We start from the raw sequence: 19079 nt of genomic DNA on the forward strand, positions 1-19079 counted from the left end.
GGTAGTTTTATGAATCTGCTGACCCTCTACTATTTCGTGGAGCTGGCCCGGGAGCTGCATGTCACCAACACGGCCCAGAAGCTCTATATTTCCCAGCAGAATTTAAGCCAGCATATCCAGCGTTTGGAACAGCATTACGGTGTTTCCCTGTTCCACCGGAAGCCAAAGCTGGCTCTCACCTATGAGGGCGAGCAGCTTTACGCCGTGGCTGTAAAGATCCTGGCAGAAGAGCACGAATTTATGAACCGCCTGACGGATATATCCGCCAACAGCATCGGCAGCCTGAAGCTGGGGATCCACACCTACCGGGGAGAGATCTGCCTGCCCAGCATCCTCCCGCAGTTTTATGAAAAATGGCCCAATATTTCCATTGAGCTGTGCGGCAAATCCTCCAGCGAAATGGAGGAAATGCTCTGCAGCGGAGAGCTGGATCTCTTCATCGGCGTCATGTACCAGGACAACCCAAAATTAGATTCCACGCCCCTCCTCAACGACCATATTTACATGGTCTGCTCCGACCATCTGCTGAAAAAGTATTATCCCGATACCTGGAGCGTGCTGAAAAACCGCTCGGAGCAGGGCACGGATCTGAGTGGTTTTTCCGGACTTCCCTTCCTGCTCCCCCATCCCTCCATGAAGCTGAGAAGGACCATCGACCAGTGCTTCCTGTCCTCCAGGATCAAGCCCAGGATCTTCCTGGAATCCCAGTCCACGGAGCTATTCATTTCCCTGTTTCCTTATGACTACGGGGCGTTTTTCTGTACCCAGACGAGGCTCCCGGCCTTTCTTTCGGCCTATCCAGAGGCCAATGCCTTTCCCCTGACCCTAAAAAATGAGCTCATCGGCCACCGGATCGTCATTGCATCCCATAAAGAACGGACCCTGCCCCAGTATGCCCATGATTTCATTTCCATTACAAAAGATGTGTTTAACGAGATCGCTGCCGTCCTTCCGGGAAAATAACCCCCTTCCCGGATCCGGCGGCCCTGCATCCATATTTCCCATCTTCCATCCTGTTTTCTGTTTCTTCTATAAATAAGGGGAGCTTCACAACGTTTTTTTGTTAAAATTCCCAAAACTGCTTGTTTGATTTTACATCTCCATTCCCATATAATGACAGCCAGAAGGACAAACGTCCGTGAGAAACTAAAAAACATACAAAAGATTTCAGGAGGTTATACTATGGGCTGGAAAATTTTACTGCCGCAGGAGATCATGTCCGAGGGACGGAAGCTTTTGGAAGACGCCGGCCACACCATCATCGATGGCCGCGGCTTTGAGACCGCAGATGTTCTTGCTGATTTTAAGGAATATCAGCCGGATGCCATGATCGTCCGTATCACACCGATCACCAGAGAGGTCATTGAGTCCAATCCCAATTTAAAGGTCATCGTCCGCCATGGCGCAGGCTTTGACGCCTTAGACGTAAAGGCATGTCATGACAACAACGTCCAGGCTCTTTACGCCCCAGTGGCCAACAGCACCTCTGTGGCTGAGACTGCCATGCTGCTGATCCTGGAAATGAGCCGGAACGTGACCGTTCTCCATAAGACCTGGGTGGACGACTATTACAAAGCAAAATTAAAGGTAAAAAAGAGCACCTTAAACGGTAAGACACTGGGCCTCATCGGCTGCGGAAACATCGGTAGCCGCGTTGCAAAGCGTGCTCTGGGCTTTGAGATGAATGTCATGGCCTACGATCCCTATAAGCCGGCCTGCGATTTCCCCGAAGGCGTTGAGGTGGTCCGCGATCTGGACCGGATCTTTAAGGAATGTGATTACGTTTCTCTCCACTGCCCCAACACTCCGGTGACAAAGAACCTGGTAAATAAGGAAAGGCTGGCTATGATGAAGCCCACGGCCTTCTTGATCAACACCGCCCGCGGCGGCTGTGTGGATGAGACGGCCCTTTATGAGGCATGCAGAGACGGAATCATCGCAGGAGCCGGTCTGGACGCCATCCAGAAGGAGCCGGTGGATCCGAAGAACCCGCTCTTAACCCTGGACAATGTGATCATTTATCCCCACATCGGCGGAAACACCACAGAGGCTGCCCACCGCGCATCCTATTTCGCAGCCATGGGCATTCAGGAGGTCTACGAGGGCAAGGCTCCCACATGGCCCATCAACGATGTGGATTATAAGACCGCAAAAACGTATACAGATACAAAAAAACCGGATACAAAGCCGGCTGGAATGTTCGATTTTTAGTGAATATTTGATCTGCAATGAATATTCAGAACATACGAAAGCAGAGGGATTTAAGAAATGACTGTTGCATCACTGTGTAATGATATCCTGGTGCTGGCCGTGTTCCTCCTCGTGGGCTTCTTTGTCCGCGAGCTGTGCAAGCCGCTCCAGAAGCTGTTCCTTCCGTCGTCACTGATCGGCGGACTGATCCTCCTTTTACTGGGCCAGCAGGTCCTGGGCGTCGTTGAGGTTCCCGAGAGTTTCAGCTCCATTCCCAGCGTCATGATCGACATCGTAATGGCCGCCACCGTATTCGGCGTGACCATCAACCGGAAAAAGATCGGCTCCTATCTGGACTATTCCTGTATGACTATGACTTCTTATGGAATGCAGCTGGGCCTGGGCGTATTCCTGGGCTGGCTCTTACAGAAGATATGGCCCGGCCTTCCCGATGGCTGGGGCGTCATGGGCGTATTCTCCTTCCACGGCGGCCACGGAACTGCCGCTGCCGCCGGCGCAGCCTTTGAAAAGCTGGGCATCGAGGGAAACATGGCCGTAGGTATGGTATTATCCACCCTTGGTCTCATCGTCGCCATGTTAGTGGGCATGATCATGGTCAACTTCGGTATCCGGAAGGGCTGGGGAACCTATGTAAAGGAGCCTAAAAAGCAGCCCGATTACTTCTACGGCGGCGTTCTTCCGGAGGAAAAACGTGTGGCTTCCGGCCATACCGTCACCACCGGCATCAGCATCAACCATCTGGCCTTACAGGTAGCCTGGCTTCTGACCGCCCTTTTCATCGGCCGCAAGCTCTTTGGCCTCCTGGGCGCTTACATCCCGTTCTTTAACGAGCTTCCCAGCGTACTCCACGGAATTTTCGGCGGCGCGATCCTTTGGCAGCTCTTAAAGATGACAAAGCTGGAGCGTTATGTGGACTTAAAGACCATCAAGATGGCCAGCGGCTTCTGCCTGGAGATCACCGTCTTCACGGCCATGGCCACCCTGGACATGGAATTTGTTTCCACCTACATCGTGCCGGTGCTGATCTACACCGTGATCCTGACTGTCCTTACAGTTCCGCTCATCTTCTATCTGGCCTACCGCTTCTGCCGTGAGGAGTGGTTTGAGAAGGCCTGCATGGCCTTCGGCGCCGCCACCGGCAACACCTCCACCGGTCTTGCCCTAGTAAGAGCCGTTGACCCGGATTCCCTGTCCAGCGCAGGCGATACCCACGGCGTTTACTCTGCCATCATGTCCTGGAAGGACGTGTTCGTCGGCCTGACCCCCATCTGGCTGACCAGCGGCATCGGCCTCACCTGCGGTGTTGGCTTTGCCATGATGCTCGGATTTGCAGCCTTCGGTTTTATCTTCTTTGCAAGAAAAAACAAGCGGACTGCCGCATAACCCTTGTTCATACCTTACCTCATAATATATAAAAAGGAAGCTGTCCGGCGGGTCGATCTCCCAGCCGGGCGGCTTCCTTTTCACTTTTCTGCCTCCACTGCCAGTTTCCGCTGCCAGCCGCCGGAAATACCGGCCAGCGGCGGCTGCCCCTGAACGGTCCATCCCAGGATCAGCGGTTCCTCCGGATCCTCTCGTCATTTTCCAGCACTTTTTTGGCAATGGTGATGAAATGGAGCTTGAAATTGTCCTCGGTATCGTTTACATCCAGACCCGTATTGACCTTCACCTGGGCCAGGCTGTTCTTTACCTCCTCCTGGGTCATCCCCAGCTCCTCTGCGGTCAGCGCAACATCCTCTTTGCATTTATAATATTTGGAAAGGACCCGTTTTTCCGTCTCTCCCAGCTGCCGCAGAACCGTTCTTGTGAGCCGGTCTCCGAAATTTACCACCATCTGATTGATGCTGCTGTATATTTCCATGCCCATATATTCCAGGATCACGCGGTCCTTCTTAAAGATCTCTCCAGCCTTTACTGCATCCTGGGCATTGCTGTACGTATGCCGGATGCCATTGATCCCGCCTTCAATGGTACCGATCCCCACCCGGATCCTCCGGTCGGAAACGATCCTCCCCACCTCTTCGGCGGCCACAGTCTTCACCGCATCCAGGATCCGGCGCATTTCTGCTTTATCATGGGTAATAAGGATTACACATACACCGGAATCACAGGTGATGATCTGCTTTCCCGTGATCCTTCTATTGATCTCCGAAAGCCCGATCACCGCCTGGGCGGCATCCGTAAGCCTTTCCCGGTCCTCCGGTTTTACATTCATATCGGACGGGTACTGGAACGATACGGCCATAAACGTATCCATGTCCACATCAAAGCCCAGCTGTCTGCCAAGCTGCTTTACCAGCGCCTCATCCTCATAATATCCGATGACAATGTCATTGAAATAAGCTGATAATGTGATATCTGTTGTGTTCTTATTCATGATTCATATCTCCTTTTACAAAGTTTTCTGTCAACGGGAAAGCCCTATTATATAAAGTCATTCACACTTTGTCAAGGAGTCATCCTCAGATTTTTCAGATATCGTTATTTTATTCACAATTCCAATAAACCAGGATGTTTTTCCTTCTTCGGCAGTCTCCTGCTGTCCATCGCCCTTCCTGGCGCATCCCTAAAACCGCCCGAAGGTATCCACCAGCCAGGCCAGATGATCCGCATGGCCCTGGTTCAGCTCACCGGGGCGCATCCGCCATCTCCAGTTGCTTCCCACCGTTCCCGGTGTATTCATCCTGGCCCAGTTGTCCAGCTTCAGAACGTCCTGGGCCTGGAAGATCACCACGCTGGCCACAGATCCGTAGGCCGTGAACATGACCCGGTCCACCACCTGGTCCTGATGGGAAACACCCATGTAATCGGCAATATACTGCAGCTCCCACCACTGGCGCTCTTCCGGCTTAAAATATCCCACCAGCGTCTCGTTGTCATGGGTACCTCCATAAACCACGGAATTTGGCGTATACATATGGGGAAGATGCTCATTGAACCGGTCTCCGCTGAAGGCAAATTCGATGATCTTCATGCCCGGATAACCGGTCTCCTCCAAAAGCGCCTTTACCTCCGGTACAAAGATCCCCAGGTCCTCGGCGATGATCTTTGTGTCTCCGATCACCTGGCCGATGGCATCTGTCAGCTTTTTCCCAGGTCCCTTGAGCCATTCTCCCGTCCTTCCATCCTCGGCGCCCGCCGGGATCGCATAATACTGGACCACTCCGATAAAATGATCAATGCGGACCACATCATACAGCCGTCCAGATGCCTTCATCCGTTCCTTCCACCAGGCAAAATCTGTTTTTTCCTGTACATCCCAGCGGTACAGGGGATTTCCCCACAGCTGCCCGGTCTCGCTGAAGGCGTCCGGCGGGACCCCAGCCACCTTAAGGGGCGTCAGGCTTTCCTCGTCCAGCAGGAACAGCTCCGGATGGTTCCAGACGTCTGCGCTGTCCAATGCCGCATAAATGGGAATGTCTCCTATGATGGAGATCCCCTGGCTATTGGCGTATGCCCTTAATTTTTTCCATTGCTGGAAAAATTTATACTGTAAGAACTTCCAGAAATCAATCTCTTCCTTCAGCTCCTCTTTGTACCGCTCCACCGCGTCCCTTTTCCGGAAGCGGATATCCTCCGGCCAGGCCAGCCATTCCTGGTTGTCAAAATGGAATTTCAATGCCATATACAGGGCATAGTCGTTGAGCCAGTACCAGCTTTCCATACAGAACTTCTCATAGCCCTCTTCCTCATGGAATTCGCTGCGGGCGTGGGCCTTCTTCAGCAGAGGGAACCGGTACCAGAACACGGTATCATAGGCCACCTGGGTCACATCGTCTCCCCAATAGCAGGCGTCGATCTCCTCCCGGGTCAGCAGCCCCTCCTCTGCCAGGGTATCCAGATCGATAAAGTACGGGTTCCCCGCAAATGCAGAAAACGACTGGTAGGGGCTGTCCCCATAGCTGGTGGGCCCCACCGGAAGTACCTGCCAGTATTTCTGCCTTGCTTTCTTTAAAAAATCCACAAACTCGTAAGCGGCCTTTCCAAACGTACCGATCCCATAAGGAGATGGGAGACTGGAAACCGGCATCAGAATGCCTGCGCCGCGGTCCAACATAGTCTTCATACTCATCCTGTCCTTTCTATACAGATAACAGTTTTATTATACATCACACGGCTGGATTTGAAAAGCGGAGCCGCTGCAAAAGGAGGTTCAGAACCTTCTCTTTTGCAGCAGCCCCGCTCTTTATGAAATCTTAAGCCGTATCCGGTCTACACCTCGTTCCGGAGCCGTATGGTCTTCCATTTTCCGCTCTGGTATCTGGCAAGGACCAGGGCCGACCGGAGAAGCTGGTCAGCCGCCAGGGCGTACCAGGCTCCGTAAAGGCCAAGGCCCATGCGGATCAGGATGATGGCAAATACAGGACGTACCAAAAGCACTGTGACGAAGGTGATCATGGCCGTGGTCCTGGTGTCTCCTGCACCCCTCAGTCCACCGGCAACGATGAACTGGGAACTCTGGAACGGCTGTAAAAAGGCCACGATCAGCATGATGTGCCCGCCGATCCGTATGATCTCCGGATTGCTGTTGTAGAGACCAACGATATTGCCGCCGAACAGGACAAATATGGCGGCCAGGATCAGGGAGAACAAAAAGCCGACGGTCCTTGTGCGGCTCGTGTAGGCCTGGGCCATATCGTAGCGGCGTTTTCCCAGAGACTGCCCCATAAGGGTCGTGGCCGAAACGGCAAACGCCTGTCCTGTCATAAAGGACAGGGCCTGGATATTCATGCAGACCTGGTGGGTCGCATACGCCACAGTTCCCAGGGACGCCACAGTCTTTGCGTAAATGATGATCCCCGCGCGCATCAGAAGCTGCTCCACCATAGCCGGAAGACCGATGTTCAGGATATCTCCCAGGACTCCCCGGTCCGGCTTAAAGCCCTTCCGGAATTCCAGCTTCAGGAATCCGTTCCCCTTAAGGATCACAGAAATCGCAATGGCAAAGGCCACGAACTGCCCGATCACCGTCGCAATGGAGGCGCCGGCAACGCCCAGGGCCGGGAAGCCCAGGTTTCCGTAGATCAGCAGCCAGTTGAAGAAAACATTGACGCCGTTGGCGATCATGTTGTAGACCATACACGTTTTTGAATCCCCCACTGCCCGCAGCGACGCCGTTATGGTACTGGTCAGCGCCATGGTGAGGAAACCGGCCATCTGGATCTGGAGGTACTGGGTGGCCCATACGGTCACGGTCTCTTCGGTGGAGCCCATGAAGACCACCATAGGACGGGCAAATACAACACCCAGGATGGACATGAGCACCGTTGCCCAGAATGTAAACAGAAGCCCCTGGCGCACCACCAGGTTGGCCTTTTCCTGATCTCCCCGGCCGCGGTTTCTGGCGACCAGAGCCGTGACTCCCGTATTCATGGAAACAAACGCGGCCATCAGCAGGAATTTTGGCTGAGTGGTCAGTCCCACAGCCGCCAGCGCCTGAGTTCCCATTTCCAGGTTCTCCACCCCTCCCATGGAGCCGACCATCATCAGGTCCACCATGGAGGTGAGCTGGGTCAGCAGGAGCTCCACAAAGCTGGGCCCGGCGATGCGGACGATGTCCTCGTACAGTTCCCGGGACCGGACGCCCTCCAGGAGTTTTTTGCTTACCTTCTGGTTCTCCGGCACGCCTTCCGGCCCGTAGGGCAGGCGGTCCAGAGTCGTTTGTAGTCGTTCCTTTGTCTTCATATTGTTGTATTCCCCTCCCTCAATACATCTATTATAAAATAAAATTGGGGGGATGGGAAGAATAAACAGAAAAAATAATGGTGCGGATCAGAAACTCACCTGCATCTTCGTACAAAATCTTCAAATACCGGGGTCATATCCGGCCCCCGATAAGGGTTAGGAACCTGCTGATCATCCCTGGCTCTCTCAGGATGCCACTGATAACCAAATAAAGGAAGGCTTTCATGCTCAAAGGATTCGATAATCCCCTTATCAGACCTTGATGTAACAACAATTCCTTCTCCCAAGCGGTCCAGAGTATTACGATGGTAGCTATTCACCTCAAATCTGGCACCAAATAAACACTCCACCAATGAGCCTGGAACCGCATTAACCATATGGTCGCAGCCATTGACATGCTCCTCTCCAACATCCTTGGGAAAATTAAGAATAAGGCTCCCTCCCATGGCAACATTAATTAAATGAAATCCGTGACAGATTCCCATAATTGGTTTTTTCCTGTCACAAAATTCGCAGAACAGAGCAAATTCCATTTCATCTCTGGGAATATTTGTGGCTCCCGGAATCAGCCACTGCTCCTTGAATGTCCCTCCATAGCAGCTTGGGTGGATTCCACCTCCTCCTGGAACAACCAGTCCGTCACAAATTTCTGCATATTCGGCTGCCAGATCCGTCTCCACACACATAATCGGTATTCCGCCTGCTGCATAAACTGCCCTTGCATAATTTTTATACAGTTCAAATTTCGGACGTCTCTCATATTCTGTATCAAATGTATGATCACTTGGTGCGATCAGGATCAGTGGTCTTCTGCTGTTCATCCAATTACTTCCTTTCCTTTTATTTCCTTCACGTGGTGACAAGCCACAAAATGGCCTGGAACGACTTCCTCTAAATCCGGTTCCTTCTGAAAACAAAGCTCGCTGGCATACACACATCGGTTGGCAAAACGGCAGCCTGGCTTTGGATTGATTGGTGACGATAATTCCCCCTGAAGCAGAACCCTGTTTTTCGCCGCACCAATTTCTGGCACCGGAATTGCTGACAAAAGAGCACCTGTATATGGATGCATGTGATTCCGGAACAGTTCCTTTGCCGGGCACTTTTCTACCATTTTTCCCAAATACATGACAAGAATATCATCCGAAATATGCTTTACCACTGACAGATCATGAGTAATAAACATATATGCCAGCCCATGCTGTTCCTGTAAGTCCTGCATAAGATTCAGAATCTGAGCCTGGATAGAAACATCCAGCGCAGATACAGGCTCATCACATACAATAAACTTTGGATTAAGGGCAAGCGCACGCGCAACACCAATCCGCTGCCGCCTCCCGCCATCCAACTCATGAGGATAGGAATTTGCCAGTCTTCGGGCCAGACCAACCGTATCCATTAACTCCTCCACTCTTTTCTGGCGTTCCTGTCTGCCAGAACCAATCTTGTATATTTCCAATGGTTCCATTATAATTTCACTCACAGACAGACGGGGATCCAACGAAGAAAATGGATCCTGGAAAATAATCTGCATCTCCTGGCGAAGCTTTCTCATCTGTCTCCTGTCTGCATTTTCCACATGGACTCCGTCAAAAATCACTTCTCCGGAAGTGGCCGGAAGAAGATTGAGGATCGTTCTTCCCAACGTGGATTTCCCGCATCCGGATTCTCCCACCACGCCCAGAGTCTTCCCGCGTTCAAGAGAGAATGTGATATCGTCTACTGCATGAAGCTGCCCTTTCGCAGTTTTAAAATATTTTTTAAGGTTTTGAACCTGAAGCAGAGCATTTTCTTTTCCCATTTTATAGTTCCTCCCGGTTCAGATGAACTTCTGTCCAATATGGACATTTTACAAGATGGCCCTTCGCAATTTCGATCACTCCCGGATCCTGAGACCCGCATTCCGATTTTGCATACGGACAACGTGGACAAAATGAGCATCCCTCCGGCAGGCTGCGCGGATCAGGCATCAGGCCTTTTATCGGTTTTAAACGTTTTGTGTCCCTCTTCAAACTCGGAATTGACTCAAACAGACCTTTGGTATACGGATGGGCAGTGTGTAGAAAAATATCTTCTAACGATCCATACTCTACGATTTCTCCTGCATACATGATCGCGACTTTATCACAGGTCTCAGCCACAACTCCCAGATCATGGGTAATCAGGATCATGGAGGTTCCCAGGTTCTGTTTCAGATCGTTCATCATCTTTAATACCTGGGCCTGAATCGTCACATCCAGCGCTGTTGTTGGTTCATCGGCAATCAGCAATCTTGGATTGCAGGCAAGCGCAATGGCGATCACTACCCTCTGCTTCATTCCCCCTGAAAACTGGTGCGGATATTCCCCCAGCCTCTCTGACGGGATACCAACCATCTCCAGCATTTTTGCCGCCTTGACATAAGCGTCTGCCCGTGAAACCTCTTCATGAAGCCGAATTACCTCAGCAATCTGGTCCCCTACTGTCAGAACCGGATTTAACGCTGTCATCGGATCCTGGAATATCATGGATATCTGCCGCCCACGAATATCCCGCATCTCTATCTGGCTTTTTTTCGCCAGATCTTCCCCGTTATATAAAATCTGTCCAGAAACGATTCTTCCCGGCGGATCCGGTACCAGGTTCATGATTCCCAGCGCAGTTGTTGTTTTTCCTGCCCCAGTCTCCCCCACAAGTCCAACCGTTTCCCCTGCTCCCACAGACAGCGTAAGTCCGTTCACCGCCCTTACAACACCTTCATCTGTAAAATAATGAATTGTCAGATCTTTTAACTCCAGCAGCTCCATACTTTCCCTCCTCCTAACGTTTCAGCCGTGGATCCAGGGCATCCCGCAAGCCATCTCCGATCAGATTCAAAGCCAGCACTGTCAGCATGATCGCAATTCCTGGATAAACCACCATATGGGGATAATCACGAATGTACTGACGTCCGCCGGAAAGCAAAGCTCCCCATTCGGGATTTGGAGGCTGGATTCCAAGTCCGATAAAGCTCAAGGAAGCGGCAGTTGTAATTGCCTGGGCCACTCCCAGGGATGCCTGTACAATTACCGGAGCCAATGAATTAGGAAGAATGTGCCGCAATATGATACGCGCATTTCCAGCGCCTACTGCCTTGGATGCTTCAATATATTCTTTGGATTTCTCTGAAATAACTGCAGAGCGGAACACCCGCGCATAAGTTGGAATTGAGCTGATTCCCACAGCAATCATAGTATTTACAATTCCCGACCCCAAAGCTGCACAAATTGAGATTGAGAGAATAATACTGGGAATTGCCATAAGAATATCAATAATCCGCATAATCGCAGTTTCTGCCAGCCCTCCATAATAGGCAGCCAGGACTCCCAGGGAGCCCCCACATAGCAGACCGATTCCAACCGATATGATTCCAATTGTTAGCGAGACTCTTCCTCCATATAAAATTCTTGAAAAAATATCACGCCCTAATTCATCGGTCCCGGCCAGATGCTGGAGGGATGGGGTCTGCCGTGCTTCCTCATAATACTGTTCATCATAGCCATATGGTGCGATCACCGGCGATAGTGCTGACAGCAATATCATAACAATCAGGAGTCCTGCTCCTGCAACTGCCAGCTTATTTTTCATAAAGGCATGAAATTTTTCTGCACCCATGCTTTTCTTTCTGGTAGATTTTTCATGTTCACTCATTCCGGGTTCCCTCCCTGGTATCACTCTCGTTCTTTAAAAGCTTTTTGGCTCTTACACGCCCTCCATACTGTGATTTAATTCTCGGATCCAAATATGCATACAATACATCAACTGCCAGGTTCACCAGTGTAAATACACAGGCAATCACCAGTACACCTCCCTGCACCATGGGATAATTACGAGCGTTGATAGAATCCACCATAAGCTTTCCAAGACCTGAAATTGAAAATACAGTTTCAGTTACAACTGCGCCTCCCAGTCCCGCTCCAAACTGGAGTCCCAGAACTGTAATGACTGGAATCAGCGCATTTTTTAATGCATGCTTATAAATCACTACCTTTTCTGTCTGTCCTTTTGCCCTGGCTGTACGGATATAATCCTGGCGGATAACTTCCAGCATGGAAGACCGTGTCTGTCTCGTAATGATTGCCGATGCTCTATACCCCACAGCCACAGCTGGCATAATCCAATGAAGGGGTGTACTGAAGCCGGAAGATGGAAGGATTGCCAGCTTGACCGAAAAGAATACAATCAGCATCATTCCCAGCCAGAACACCGGCATGGAAACTCCAAGAAGCGCGAATACAGTGGCAAAACGGTCCAGAAAACTGTACTGATGGATCGCTGAAATAATCCCAAGTAAAATCCCAGTCACTCCCGCAATCAGCGTACTTAAGCACGCCAACGTAAATGTCGTTGGAAATCGACTCATGATTTCATGGACCACAGGCGCCTTTGTCGTATAAGATTTTCCCAGATCGCCATGACACGCATTCCATATATAACGGATAAATCTGGTCGGTGCCGGATCATTTAACCCCATTTCCTCCCGTAACTGTTCCACTGCCTCTTCAGAGGCATCTGAACCAGCCAACTGCCGTGCCGGATCCTCCGGCGTGATCTCCAGCATTACAAATACTACCAGACTAACACCTATCAGCACCGGAATGAGTAGTAAAAGACGCTTTATAATATACTTATACATATCCTATACCTCCCCGGATTCCCAGAGGCTGCTTCTGGCTGCATCCAGCAGCCCCCGGGATGGATCCTGTAAAAATCACTCAAAATAAACGCCCGTCAGATCCGGTACATATCCCGGATGTGCTTCCAGCCCCTGAACGCCTTCTTTTAAGCCATAAATTGCATTTGTGTTCACCATCGGAATTGTATAGCACCCCTCATGAAGCATATCCTGGATCTCTCCGTACAGGCTGACTCTTTTTTCTGTATCAAATTCTGCCGCCGCCTGGTTGATCAGTTCAAAAAGGGCCGGATCTTTATGGGTGGTACAGGCTGTCCCCTTATATACAAACAGTCCATGGTCCGGATCTCCTGCTGCCGCATTGGTCGACGTTATCATAAACGGGATTTCTCCAGTACCACTGTTGATCTTACTTGTCAAGGTGGCGTTATCCATGGTATTCATCTCGAAATTCAGACCAAGAACCTTCTTCCACTGATTCATGAAAGCCTGAAGTGCATTTGTTTCCAGAGAATCGCCTGAGCAATACACAGTATATGTTTTTTCCGGATCAAACCCGTTGGCTACTGCCTCGGCCAGATATTTTTTTGCTGCTTCCTCATCATAATCGTTACTCGTCACATCCTTCCATCCAAGAAGAACTGGAGAATAATAGCTTTTGGCTGGCTCTCCGCCTTTTCCCCATACTGTATTAACGATTGTTTCCATGTCAATGGCTGCTCTCAGCGCCTTACGAATGTTTACATCCGCATATGTATCATTATTTACAGTGTCAAAGCGAAGATATGTTGTACTGTATGATGGTCCGATCTGGGTTTTCACTCCATCCGTTGTCTCAAGACGGGAAGCATCATTACCAGCTACATGTAAGGATATATCCACAGCCCCGGACTCAATTTCAATCGCACGGGCCGATGTATCTGTTACAAATCGATTGATAATTTTGTTTAAGGGAATCTGCCGTTCTTTGTCCCAGTAATCCTCATTTTTCACCATCGTGATATTATCTCCTGCTGTCCAGGAATCAAATTTAAACGCACCGGTTCCTATCGGCTTCCGTCCAAATTCCTCTGCTCCAACTTTTTCTATATAAGCTTTTGGTACAATTGAACCACGGGAAGAAGACAAATAAGTCAGAAACGGAGCAAACGGTTCATACGTTACAATATCCACAGTATACTTATCCACAGCCGTACAGGCTTCACCATTGAAATATCCAAAAAAGGAAGAACTGAAACTGGATTTTTCCGCTCTTGCAATTGTATACACTACGTCCTCTGCAGTCATCTCAGAACCATCATGAAACTTCACACCCTCCCGCAAATGGAACCGGTATGTCAGCGGGTCGATCTGTTCCCACTCTTTGGCCAGAGAAGGAGAATACGTTCCATCTCCATTGTTAATGATCAGCCGGTCAAAATTCTGGAACTGGATACAAAAAGCTGTCAGCGCCGAACTTCCAGTAGGATCCATATTGGCCGGTTCATTACGGAATGCAACTGTCAGTGTATCCTTTTTTTTCTTCCCCTTCTTTTCCACAACCTGGAATCAGACATACCAGCAATGCCAGAGTCAGAATAACTGCGAGCCTGCAAATATATTTTTTCATATGTTTCTCTCCTTTTCCATATTTTTCATATTGTTCCGTTCTTTCTTGGCTGTCATCTTGTATTGTCACAAAACTTTCCGTTTTGACACTTGCTTTATGGGCAAAAGTATGCTATGTTTACACATATCATCAACTTCAACACCAAATCACTCGCTGCAATACTATGGAGGCTTCATGAAAAATGTCCAATTACATAAACTTTTACTACTAGTTACTCTTATAAGCTGGATTTCCTTTCTTGTTTTTTTATTTTTAGTTTACTTGAAATCCTCCTTTATCCTGGAAATGTTCCTCTCGTTTCTGACTGCCTGCGTATCTACTACCATGCTTTCCAGATTCCGGTCTGGAAACTATTAAATAAGTTCAATGATCCATATTTTTCACCTCCCATAATCCATATACAAAACGAATGCCATCTTCAGATATGTGACCGATCTCCTCCCTTCATTTACTCAGCCATTACTGTATCCATCCAAAATGTCATATGGATTATTTCATTTAAACAAAAAAAGACATGAACCCAATCACGTCTTTTTATATCTTAATATTTACTTTTTATGTGATTGATATATATTTATATATACATAATGTGTCGTTATTTGTCAATATATTTTTGTTTTAGGAGGATTATTTTCTATGCTTTAATATTTTATTGGAATTTCTTCCAGATTATGGTATGATAAATTAAATTTTTTTACCTCTCTAGAGCCCATATGCTCTTTTACAATAGTCCAATATACTATGTTCTGATACACACAACGAAAGGGGGAAGAACTTTATGGAGCAAAACAGACCAACCTACACCAGCCCTATTGACAATATTCGAAACTCTTATCCTCTGCTTAGCCCTGTACAAAAAAAAATTGCTGATCTTATCCTCGAACAGGCAGAAACCATCTGCTTTATGCGTCTCGAGGACATCAGCAAACTTGTTGGTGTGACCAGTGTGACTGTAATCCGTTTCGTAAAAAAAATAGGATACGAAAGCTTTGGCGCTTTTAAAAAGGACCTTCAGAATTATATACAGACAAGAGTGATTCCTATGCGCATCATTAAATCGAAAATCAACACTATGCGTAATGCACCCACAGATGACATCATCCATGGTGTCATTCAGAATGAGCTTGATCTTATGCAGGCAACTTATGATGCAATTTCCTCCGAAACACTTTTAGAAACCGCTCTGATCATAAAAAATGCCCGCAAAATATTTATTGTCGGCACTGGTCTCAATGAACCGATAACAGAAATTTTACTGACCCGTTTAAGATTTTTATGTCTCGATGCGCAGATTATCCATAATGATAATCTGACACTCCTTCCTTACTATCTTGTAAATGCCGGGCCTCAGGATGTGTTTATTATTTTCTCATTCCCAAATTATAAAGACTTTTCCATCAATATGGCCAAATGCGCTCAAGACATAGGCTGCCATACAATTTGTATTACGGATAAATCCACAGCACCCATTGCCTACTACGCAGAAAAATTGCTCCTATGCCAGACTTCTGGTCTGATTTATTATAACTCCATGACAACTCCAACCTCTCTGGTCACTATATTATCCGGAATCCTCGCAGTCCAGATCCAGAAGGATCCAGAGACCCAGAAGCGGCTTGAACACATTTCTTCCTTCTTCCAATAGCGGCGCCTGGATGACCAGCGCCGCTACGCAGTGGCTATCCTGATGCAGTATTAAACTCCAATTATCATATTCGATAATTATTATTAAAATCACTAGAATTTTTTGATATATATAGTTTTGTATCAAAAAAGGAACCACATTTCTGTGATTCCTCAAAAGACACGAACTGGATTTAAACTGTGTAATTAAACTACTTTCTTTCATACATGATCCAATAAAATCAGCGATCCAGATAATCCATGATCGCTTTTGCCAGCAATTCTGCACTTTCGATCTGCCGTTCTGTCTCTTCTTTAGAGGCAATATAAAATTCGTCATAATCACTGGCATGCCTTACCTCCTGCGCTTTACTAATTCTTCGTCCAAGCTCTCTGGGAAAAATCTCTGTTTTCACATATTCCTTATTGAAATAAGCCAACGTATCTTTATGACGCTTAAAGGCAGTCCCGTCCAACGCCAATATCGCTGTTATTAAGTGATAAATGGAATAATAAGCCCGATTATTCGCAGTCCGCAAATGCCCATTTTGGAAATTGTCCTTTGCTGATTCCAGGTCCTCAATGGCAAGCTGAAAGCGATATTTCGCCAGATCCGCAGGACCGCCTCGCATTTCATGAGGCTGCATAGAGATTCACCCCCTCTTTCTCCACATTTTGATAAAACGGATACGCTTCGCTCCAGTATTTAAAATGAGCCATCCCTTTTACCACAGGCATGATCAGCAGATCGTAATCCATATTAAAATCATAGGTGAAATCCGAAACTCGATCTCTGCTTTTTTGAATTTCCTCTTCTGAAAGGTCTACCAGAATCATAATATCAATATCTGAATCTTCTGTATAATCACCTCTGGCATAGGAACCATATAAAATAACAGCATCCAGAGATTTTCCATATATTCTTTGAATTCCTTCTGTATAATTTTTTAGTAGATCTCTTGTTACTGCCGACACAGGATCACCTGCTTTCTTAAATAAAAATATAATTATCTGCCAGATAAATTCCATCAGACTGTTCACAGTTCTCTCTTATTATTATAACGAAATTCACATTCACATTCAATCCTATTTTTCAGTTCCTGCTTCCGCCAGGACCTTATCTATTGATCTGGGCCCATTCTACAACATATCTGGAGAGAGGTACTGCACTATTGGTACACTATTTGGAATTTCTGTTGTACTAAACCGGAAAAAGACGACCATTCGCAGCCTGAACAAATTTACAATTATACTTGATAGTTATGACCAGAATTTCCAAAGTCTTTTGGTTTTAAACTGTTTTCCAAAAGAAAAAGGAACCACACTTCTGTGATTCCTCAAGAGGCGCGAACCGGATTTGAACCGGTGATCAGGGTGTTGCAGACCCACGCCTTACCGCTTGGCTATCGCGCCATATTCTATTGTATGCACTGGAATACTAAATATTCCAGGAGTGACCCCAACGAGATTCGAACTCGTGTTACCGCCGTGAAAGGGCGATGTCTTAACCGCTTGACCATGGGGCCGTATTGCTTATTTATACTATCATATCTGACTGCCTCTGTCAACCGATTTAAGCCGGGCAAAACCGGACAGTAATAAAAAGCTCCCCGAGTAGGACTCGAACCTACGACAGCGCGGTTAACAGCCGCGTGCTCTACCGACTGAGCTATCGAGGAATAGTTGTTTTGAACAACGATGATATTATATAATAGAGGTAAAGAAATGTCAAGGTTTTTTTTAAACTTTTCTCCATTTCCTGGATTTTCCAGATCCTGTATGAACAACGGAAACTCTCTGTCCAGTCCCGGAACCAGACAGCCGGACAAGGCGGCGGCCTGGATCAAACGCTCCCCAAAGCCGCCCCTTATCCGTTCTCACATATTACTTTCCCACTCGCTCCAGCAATACCACGCACTCGCAGTGTCCCCCCATCGGAAACATATCCACTGGACGCACACGCATTGCCCGGTAGCCGTTTTCCTCCAGGAACTTCACATCCCTGGCCAGGGTCGCCGAGTCGCAGCTTACATAGACCACCCGCTCTGGAGCCATCTTAAGGATCGTTTCCAGACAAACGGGATCGCAGCCCTTCCTTGGCGGGTCCACCACGATCACGTCCGCATGGACATGGTTCCTTTCATACTGCTCCGGCAGCACCTCCTCGGCCTTGCCGACGAAAAACTCCACATTTTCGATGCCGTTTCTCCTGGCATTCTCCCTGGCGTCCTCAATGGCCTGGGGAATGATCTCCACGCCGTAGACCTTCCCGGCCTTCTTCGCCAGAAATGATGAAATGGTCCCGATGCCGCAATAAAGGTCCCAGACCGTCTCGCCGCCGGAAAGATCTGCAAATTCCAGGGCCGTGCCGTAAAGCTTTTCCGTCTGTACCGGATTCACCTGGTAAAAGGAAAGGGGGGAGATCCGGTATTCGATATCACCGATGGTGTCTGTGATATAGCCGGGGCCGTAAAGGTTCACGATCCTTGTGCCCATGATCACGTTGGTCCGCTCGGTGTTGACCGAATACGATACGCTGGAGACGCCTGCCTCCCTTAACCGCCCCGCCAGCTCCCCGCCGTGGGGAAGCTCCTCTCCATTGATGACCAGGCAGACCATCAGCCCGCCGCTGGAAAATCCCTTTCTTAAGAGCACATGGCGCACCAGGCCCTGATGGGCGGCTTCGTCATAGGGCTTTATTTTATATTCTTTCATGAAATCCAGGATAATTTTCAGAAGCTCCTTATTTTCCTGGCAGCCCAGAAGGCAGTCCAGACCCGGAGCCGGGATCAAGGAATGGGTGCGTCCCGCGTAAAATCCCGCCGTCAGCTGTCCGTCCTTTCCCAGGCCCACCGGATACTGGGCCTTGTTGCGGTAACGCCAGGGGTCCTCCATGCCGATGATGGGCTCCATGACCACGGCATCCAAAACGCCCGCGGCCTTTTCCCTGTCCTCCGGCAGGAACAGGCGGTCCATGCCGCCGATCCTCTTTAAATGATTGTAGACCTTTCTCTCCTTGAACCGGAGCTGTTCCCTATAATCCAGCTCCTGGAGCTGACAGCCGCCGCAGGCCCTGGCCACCGGACACCGGGGCTCTACCCGTCCCGGCGCAGGCTCCAGGATCTTCACCAGCCTGGCAAAACCATAATTTTTCTTCATCTTCATCACCGACGCCTGGATCACATCCCCAATGAGCGCATCCTTGATGAACCAGGTGTAGCCGTCGGTTTTTCCGATCCCGGCCCCGTCCTCGCCCATATCCTCAATGGTCACGGTAAATACGTCGTTTTTCTTCAT

16 protein-coding genes and 3 tRNA genes are annotated in these 19079 nt (G+C 48.7%); 4 read left to right on the forward strand and 15 right to left on the reverse strand.

Translation table 11 applies throughout. The features are described from left to right. Positions 1 to 9: 9 nt before the first annotated feature. The 3 genes from OCV69_RS04500 (at position 10) to OCV69_RS04510 (ending at position 3594) form a co-directional block, all read left to right on the forward strand. Positions 10 to 963, forward strand: a complete 954-nt coding sequence (locus OCV69_RS04500; RefSeq protein ID WP_158357931.1) for a LysR family transcriptional regulator — start codon at positions 10 to 12, stop codon at positions 961 to 963. A 219-nt stretch (positions 964 to 1182) separates the two neighbouring features. Next, positions 1183 to 2211 carry a hydroxyacid dehydrogenase gene (locus tag OCV69_RS04505; protein WP_158357929.1) on the forward strand — a complete coding sequence of 343 codons (1029 nt, stop codon included), beginning with the start codon at positions 1183 to 1185 and terminating at the stop codon, positions 2209 to 2211. A gap of 57 nt (positions 2212 to 2268) precedes the next feature. Then, the gene (locus OCV69_RS04510) at positions 2269 to 3594 is read left to right on the forward strand and encodes a sodium/glutamate symporter (protein ID WP_158357927.1); all 1326 of its coding nucleotides are present in this window, start codon (positions 2269 to 2271) and stop codon (positions 3592 to 3594) included. 169 nt (positions 3595 to 3763) lie between these two features. Here the strand turns inward: OCV69_RS04510 and OCV69_RS04515 are convergent, their stop codons facing one another. From OCV69_RS04515 to OCV69_RS04555, 9 genes are all read right to left on the reverse strand, one after another. Continuing rightward, a complete protein-coding gene (locus OCV69_RS04515; protein WP_158357925.1) occupies positions 3764 to 4588 on the reverse strand; it encodes a hypothetical protein in 825 nt (274 codons plus the stop codon). A 189-nt stretch (positions 4589 to 4777) separates the two neighbouring features. Beyond that, positions 4778 to 6277: a 4-alpha-glucanotransferase gene (gene malQ, locus OCV69_RS04520; RefSeq protein WP_158357923.1), complete on the reverse strand. Its 1500-nt coding sequence runs from the start codon at positions 6275 to 6277 to the stop codon at positions 4778 to 4780. A 146-nt stretch (positions 6278 to 6423) separates the two neighbouring features. After that, entirely contained in the window at positions 6424 to 7896 is a 1473-nt protein-coding gene (locus OCV69_RS04525; RefSeq protein ID WP_158357921.1) for an MATE family efflux transporter, read from the reverse strand. Between the two features lie 95 nt (positions 7897 to 7991). After that, entirely contained in the window at positions 7992 to 8717 is a 726-nt protein-coding gene (locus tag OCV69_RS04530) for a gamma-glutamyl-gamma-aminobutyrate hydrolase family protein (protein WP_262562999.1), read from the reverse strand. Continuing rightward, positions 8714 to 9697, reverse strand: a complete 984-nt coding sequence (locus OCV69_RS04535) for an ABC transporter ATP-binding protein (RefSeq protein WP_158357917.1) — start codon at positions 9695 to 9697, stop codon at positions 8714 to 8716. The genes OCV69_RS04530 and OCV69_RS04535 overlap by 4 nt, the downstream gene beginning before the upstream one ends. A 1-nt stretch (position 9698) precedes the next feature. Further along, positions 9699 to 10682, reverse strand: a complete 984-nt coding sequence (locus OCV69_RS04540; RefSeq protein ID WP_158357915.1) for an ABC transporter ATP-binding protein — start codon at positions 10680 to 10682, stop codon at positions 9699 to 9701. 13 nt (positions 10683 to 10695) lie between these two features. Beyond that, positions 10696 to 11565, reverse strand: a complete 870-nt coding sequence (locus tag OCV69_RS04545; protein WP_158357913.1) for an ABC transporter permease — start codon at positions 11563 to 11565, stop codon at positions 10696 to 10698. Continuing rightward, complete coding sequence (locus OCV69_RS04550; protein ID WP_158357911.1) at positions 11558 to 12550, reverse strand: ABC transporter permease; 993 nt, start codon at positions 12548 to 12550, stop codon at positions 11558 to 11560. The genes OCV69_RS04545 and OCV69_RS04550 overlap by 8 nt, the downstream gene beginning before the upstream one ends. Before the next feature lie 75 nt (positions 12551 to 12625). After that, entirely contained in the window at positions 12626 to 14089 is a 1464-nt protein-coding gene (locus OCV69_RS04555; RefSeq protein ID WP_262563000.1) for an ABC transporter substrate-binding protein, read from the reverse strand. Positions 14090 to 14937: 848 nt separating this feature from the next. Between OCV69_RS04555 and OCV69_RS04560 the strand changes: the two genes are divergently transcribed. Next, entirely contained in the window at positions 14938 to 15804 is an 867-nt protein-coding gene (locus OCV69_RS04560) for a MurR/RpiR family transcriptional regulator (protein ID WP_158357907.1), read from the forward strand. A 220-nt stretch (positions 15805 to 16024) separates the two neighbouring features. On the opposite strand, the gene OCV69_RS04565 is transcribed toward OCV69_RS04560, so the two are convergent. The 6 genes from OCV69_RS04565 to rlmD all read right to left on the reverse strand — a co-directional run bounded on the left by OCV69_RS04565 (position 16025) and on the right by rlmD (position 19079). After that, the gene (locus OCV69_RS04565; RefSeq protein WP_158357905.1) at positions 16025 to 16429 is read right to left on the reverse strand and encodes a HEPN domain-containing protein; all 405 of its coding nucleotides are present in this window, start codon (positions 16427 to 16429) and stop codon (positions 16025 to 16027) included. After that, the gene (locus OCV69_RS04570; RefSeq protein ID WP_262563004.1) at positions 16416 to 16757 is read right to left on the reverse strand and encodes a nucleotidyltransferase domain-containing protein; all 342 of its coding nucleotides are present in this window, start codon (positions 16755 to 16757) and stop codon (positions 16416 to 16418) included. Before OCV69_RS04570 ends, OCV69_RS04565 begins: the two co-directional genes overlap by 14 nt. Positions 16758 to 17124: 367 nt before the next feature. After that, a tRNA-Cys gene (locus OCV69_RS04575) sits at positions 17125 to 17195 on the reverse strand. 41 nt (positions 17196 to 17236) lie between these two features. Further along, positions 17237 to 17308, reverse strand: a tRNA-Glu gene (locus OCV69_RS04580). An 80-nt stretch (positions 17309 to 17388) separates the two neighbouring features. Further along, a tRNA-Asn gene (locus OCV69_RS04585) sits at positions 17389 to 17461 on the reverse strand. A 205-nt stretch (positions 17462 to 17666) separates the two neighbouring features. Continuing rightward, positions 17667 to 19079 carry a 23S rRNA (uracil(1939)-C(5))-methyltransferase RlmD gene (gene rlmD / locus OCV69_RS04590; protein WP_158357903.1) on the reverse strand — a complete coding sequence of 471 codons (1413 nt, stop codon included), beginning with the start codon at positions 19077 to 19079 and terminating at the stop codon, positions 17667 to 17669.

This window comes from Alitiscatomonas aceti (genome assembly GCF_025567195.1).
Lineage (GTDB): Bacteria > Bacillota > Clostridia > Lachnospirales > Lachnospiraceae > Alitiscatomonas > Alitiscatomonas aceti.

Excerpts from the sequence above, each read along its gene's own strand:
- OCV69_RS04560 (WP_158357907.1), top strand. The coding sequence starts at position 14,938 with ATGGAGCAAAACAGACCAACCTACACCAGCCCTATTGACAATATTCGA.
- OCV69_RS04510 (WP_158357927.1), top strand. The coding sequence starts at position 2,269 with ATGACTGTTGCATCACTGTGTAATGATATCCTGGTGCTGGCCGTGTTC.
- OCV69_RS04550 (WP_158357911.1), bottom strand. The coding sequence starts at position 12,550 with ATGTATAAGTATATTATAAAGCGTCTTTTACTACTCATTCCGGTGCTG.
- OCV69_RS04540 (WP_158357915.1), bottom strand. The coding sequence starts at position 10,682 with ATGGAGCTGCTGGAGTTAAAAGATCTGACAATTCATTATTTTACAGAT.
- OCV69_RS04515 (WP_158357925.1), bottom strand. The coding sequence starts at position 4,588 with ATGAATAAGAACACAACAGATATCACATTATCAGCTTATTTCAATGAC.
- OCV69_RS04505 (WP_158357929.1), top strand. The coding sequence starts at position 1,183 with ATGGGCTGGAAAATTTTACTGCCGCAGGAGATCATGTCCGAGGGACGG.
- OCV69_RS04530 (WP_262562999.1), bottom strand. The coding sequence starts at position 8,717 with ATGAACAGCAGAAGACCACTGATCCTGATCGCACCAAGTGATCATACA.
- OCV69_RS04535 (WP_158357917.1), bottom strand. The coding sequence starts at position 9,697 with ATGGGAAAAGAAAATGCTCTGCTTCAGGTTCAAAACCTTAAAAAATAT.
- OCV69_RS04525 (WP_158357921.1), bottom strand. The coding sequence starts at position 7,896 with ATGAAGACAAAGGAACGACTACAAACGACTCTGGACCGCCTGCCCTAC.
- rlmD (WP_158357903.1), bottom strand. The coding sequence starts at position 19,079 with ATGAAGAAAAACGACGTATTTACCGTGACCATTGAGGATATGGGCGAG.
- OCV69_RS04500 (WP_158357931.1), top strand. The coding sequence starts at position 10 with ATGAATCTGCTGACCCTCTACTATTTCGTGGAGCTGGCCCGGGAGCTG.
- malQ (WP_158357923.1), bottom strand. The coding sequence starts at position 6,277 with ATGAAGACTATGTTGGACCGCGGCGCAGGCATTCTGATGCCGGTTTCC.
- OCV69_RS04545 (WP_158357913.1), bottom strand. The coding sequence starts at position 11,565 with ATGAGTGAACATGAAAAATCTACCAGAAAGAAAAGCATGGGTGCAGAA.
- OCV69_RS04565 (WP_158357905.1), bottom strand. The coding sequence starts at position 16,429 with ATGCAGCCTCATGAAATGCGAGGCGGTCCTGCGGATCTGGCGAAATAT.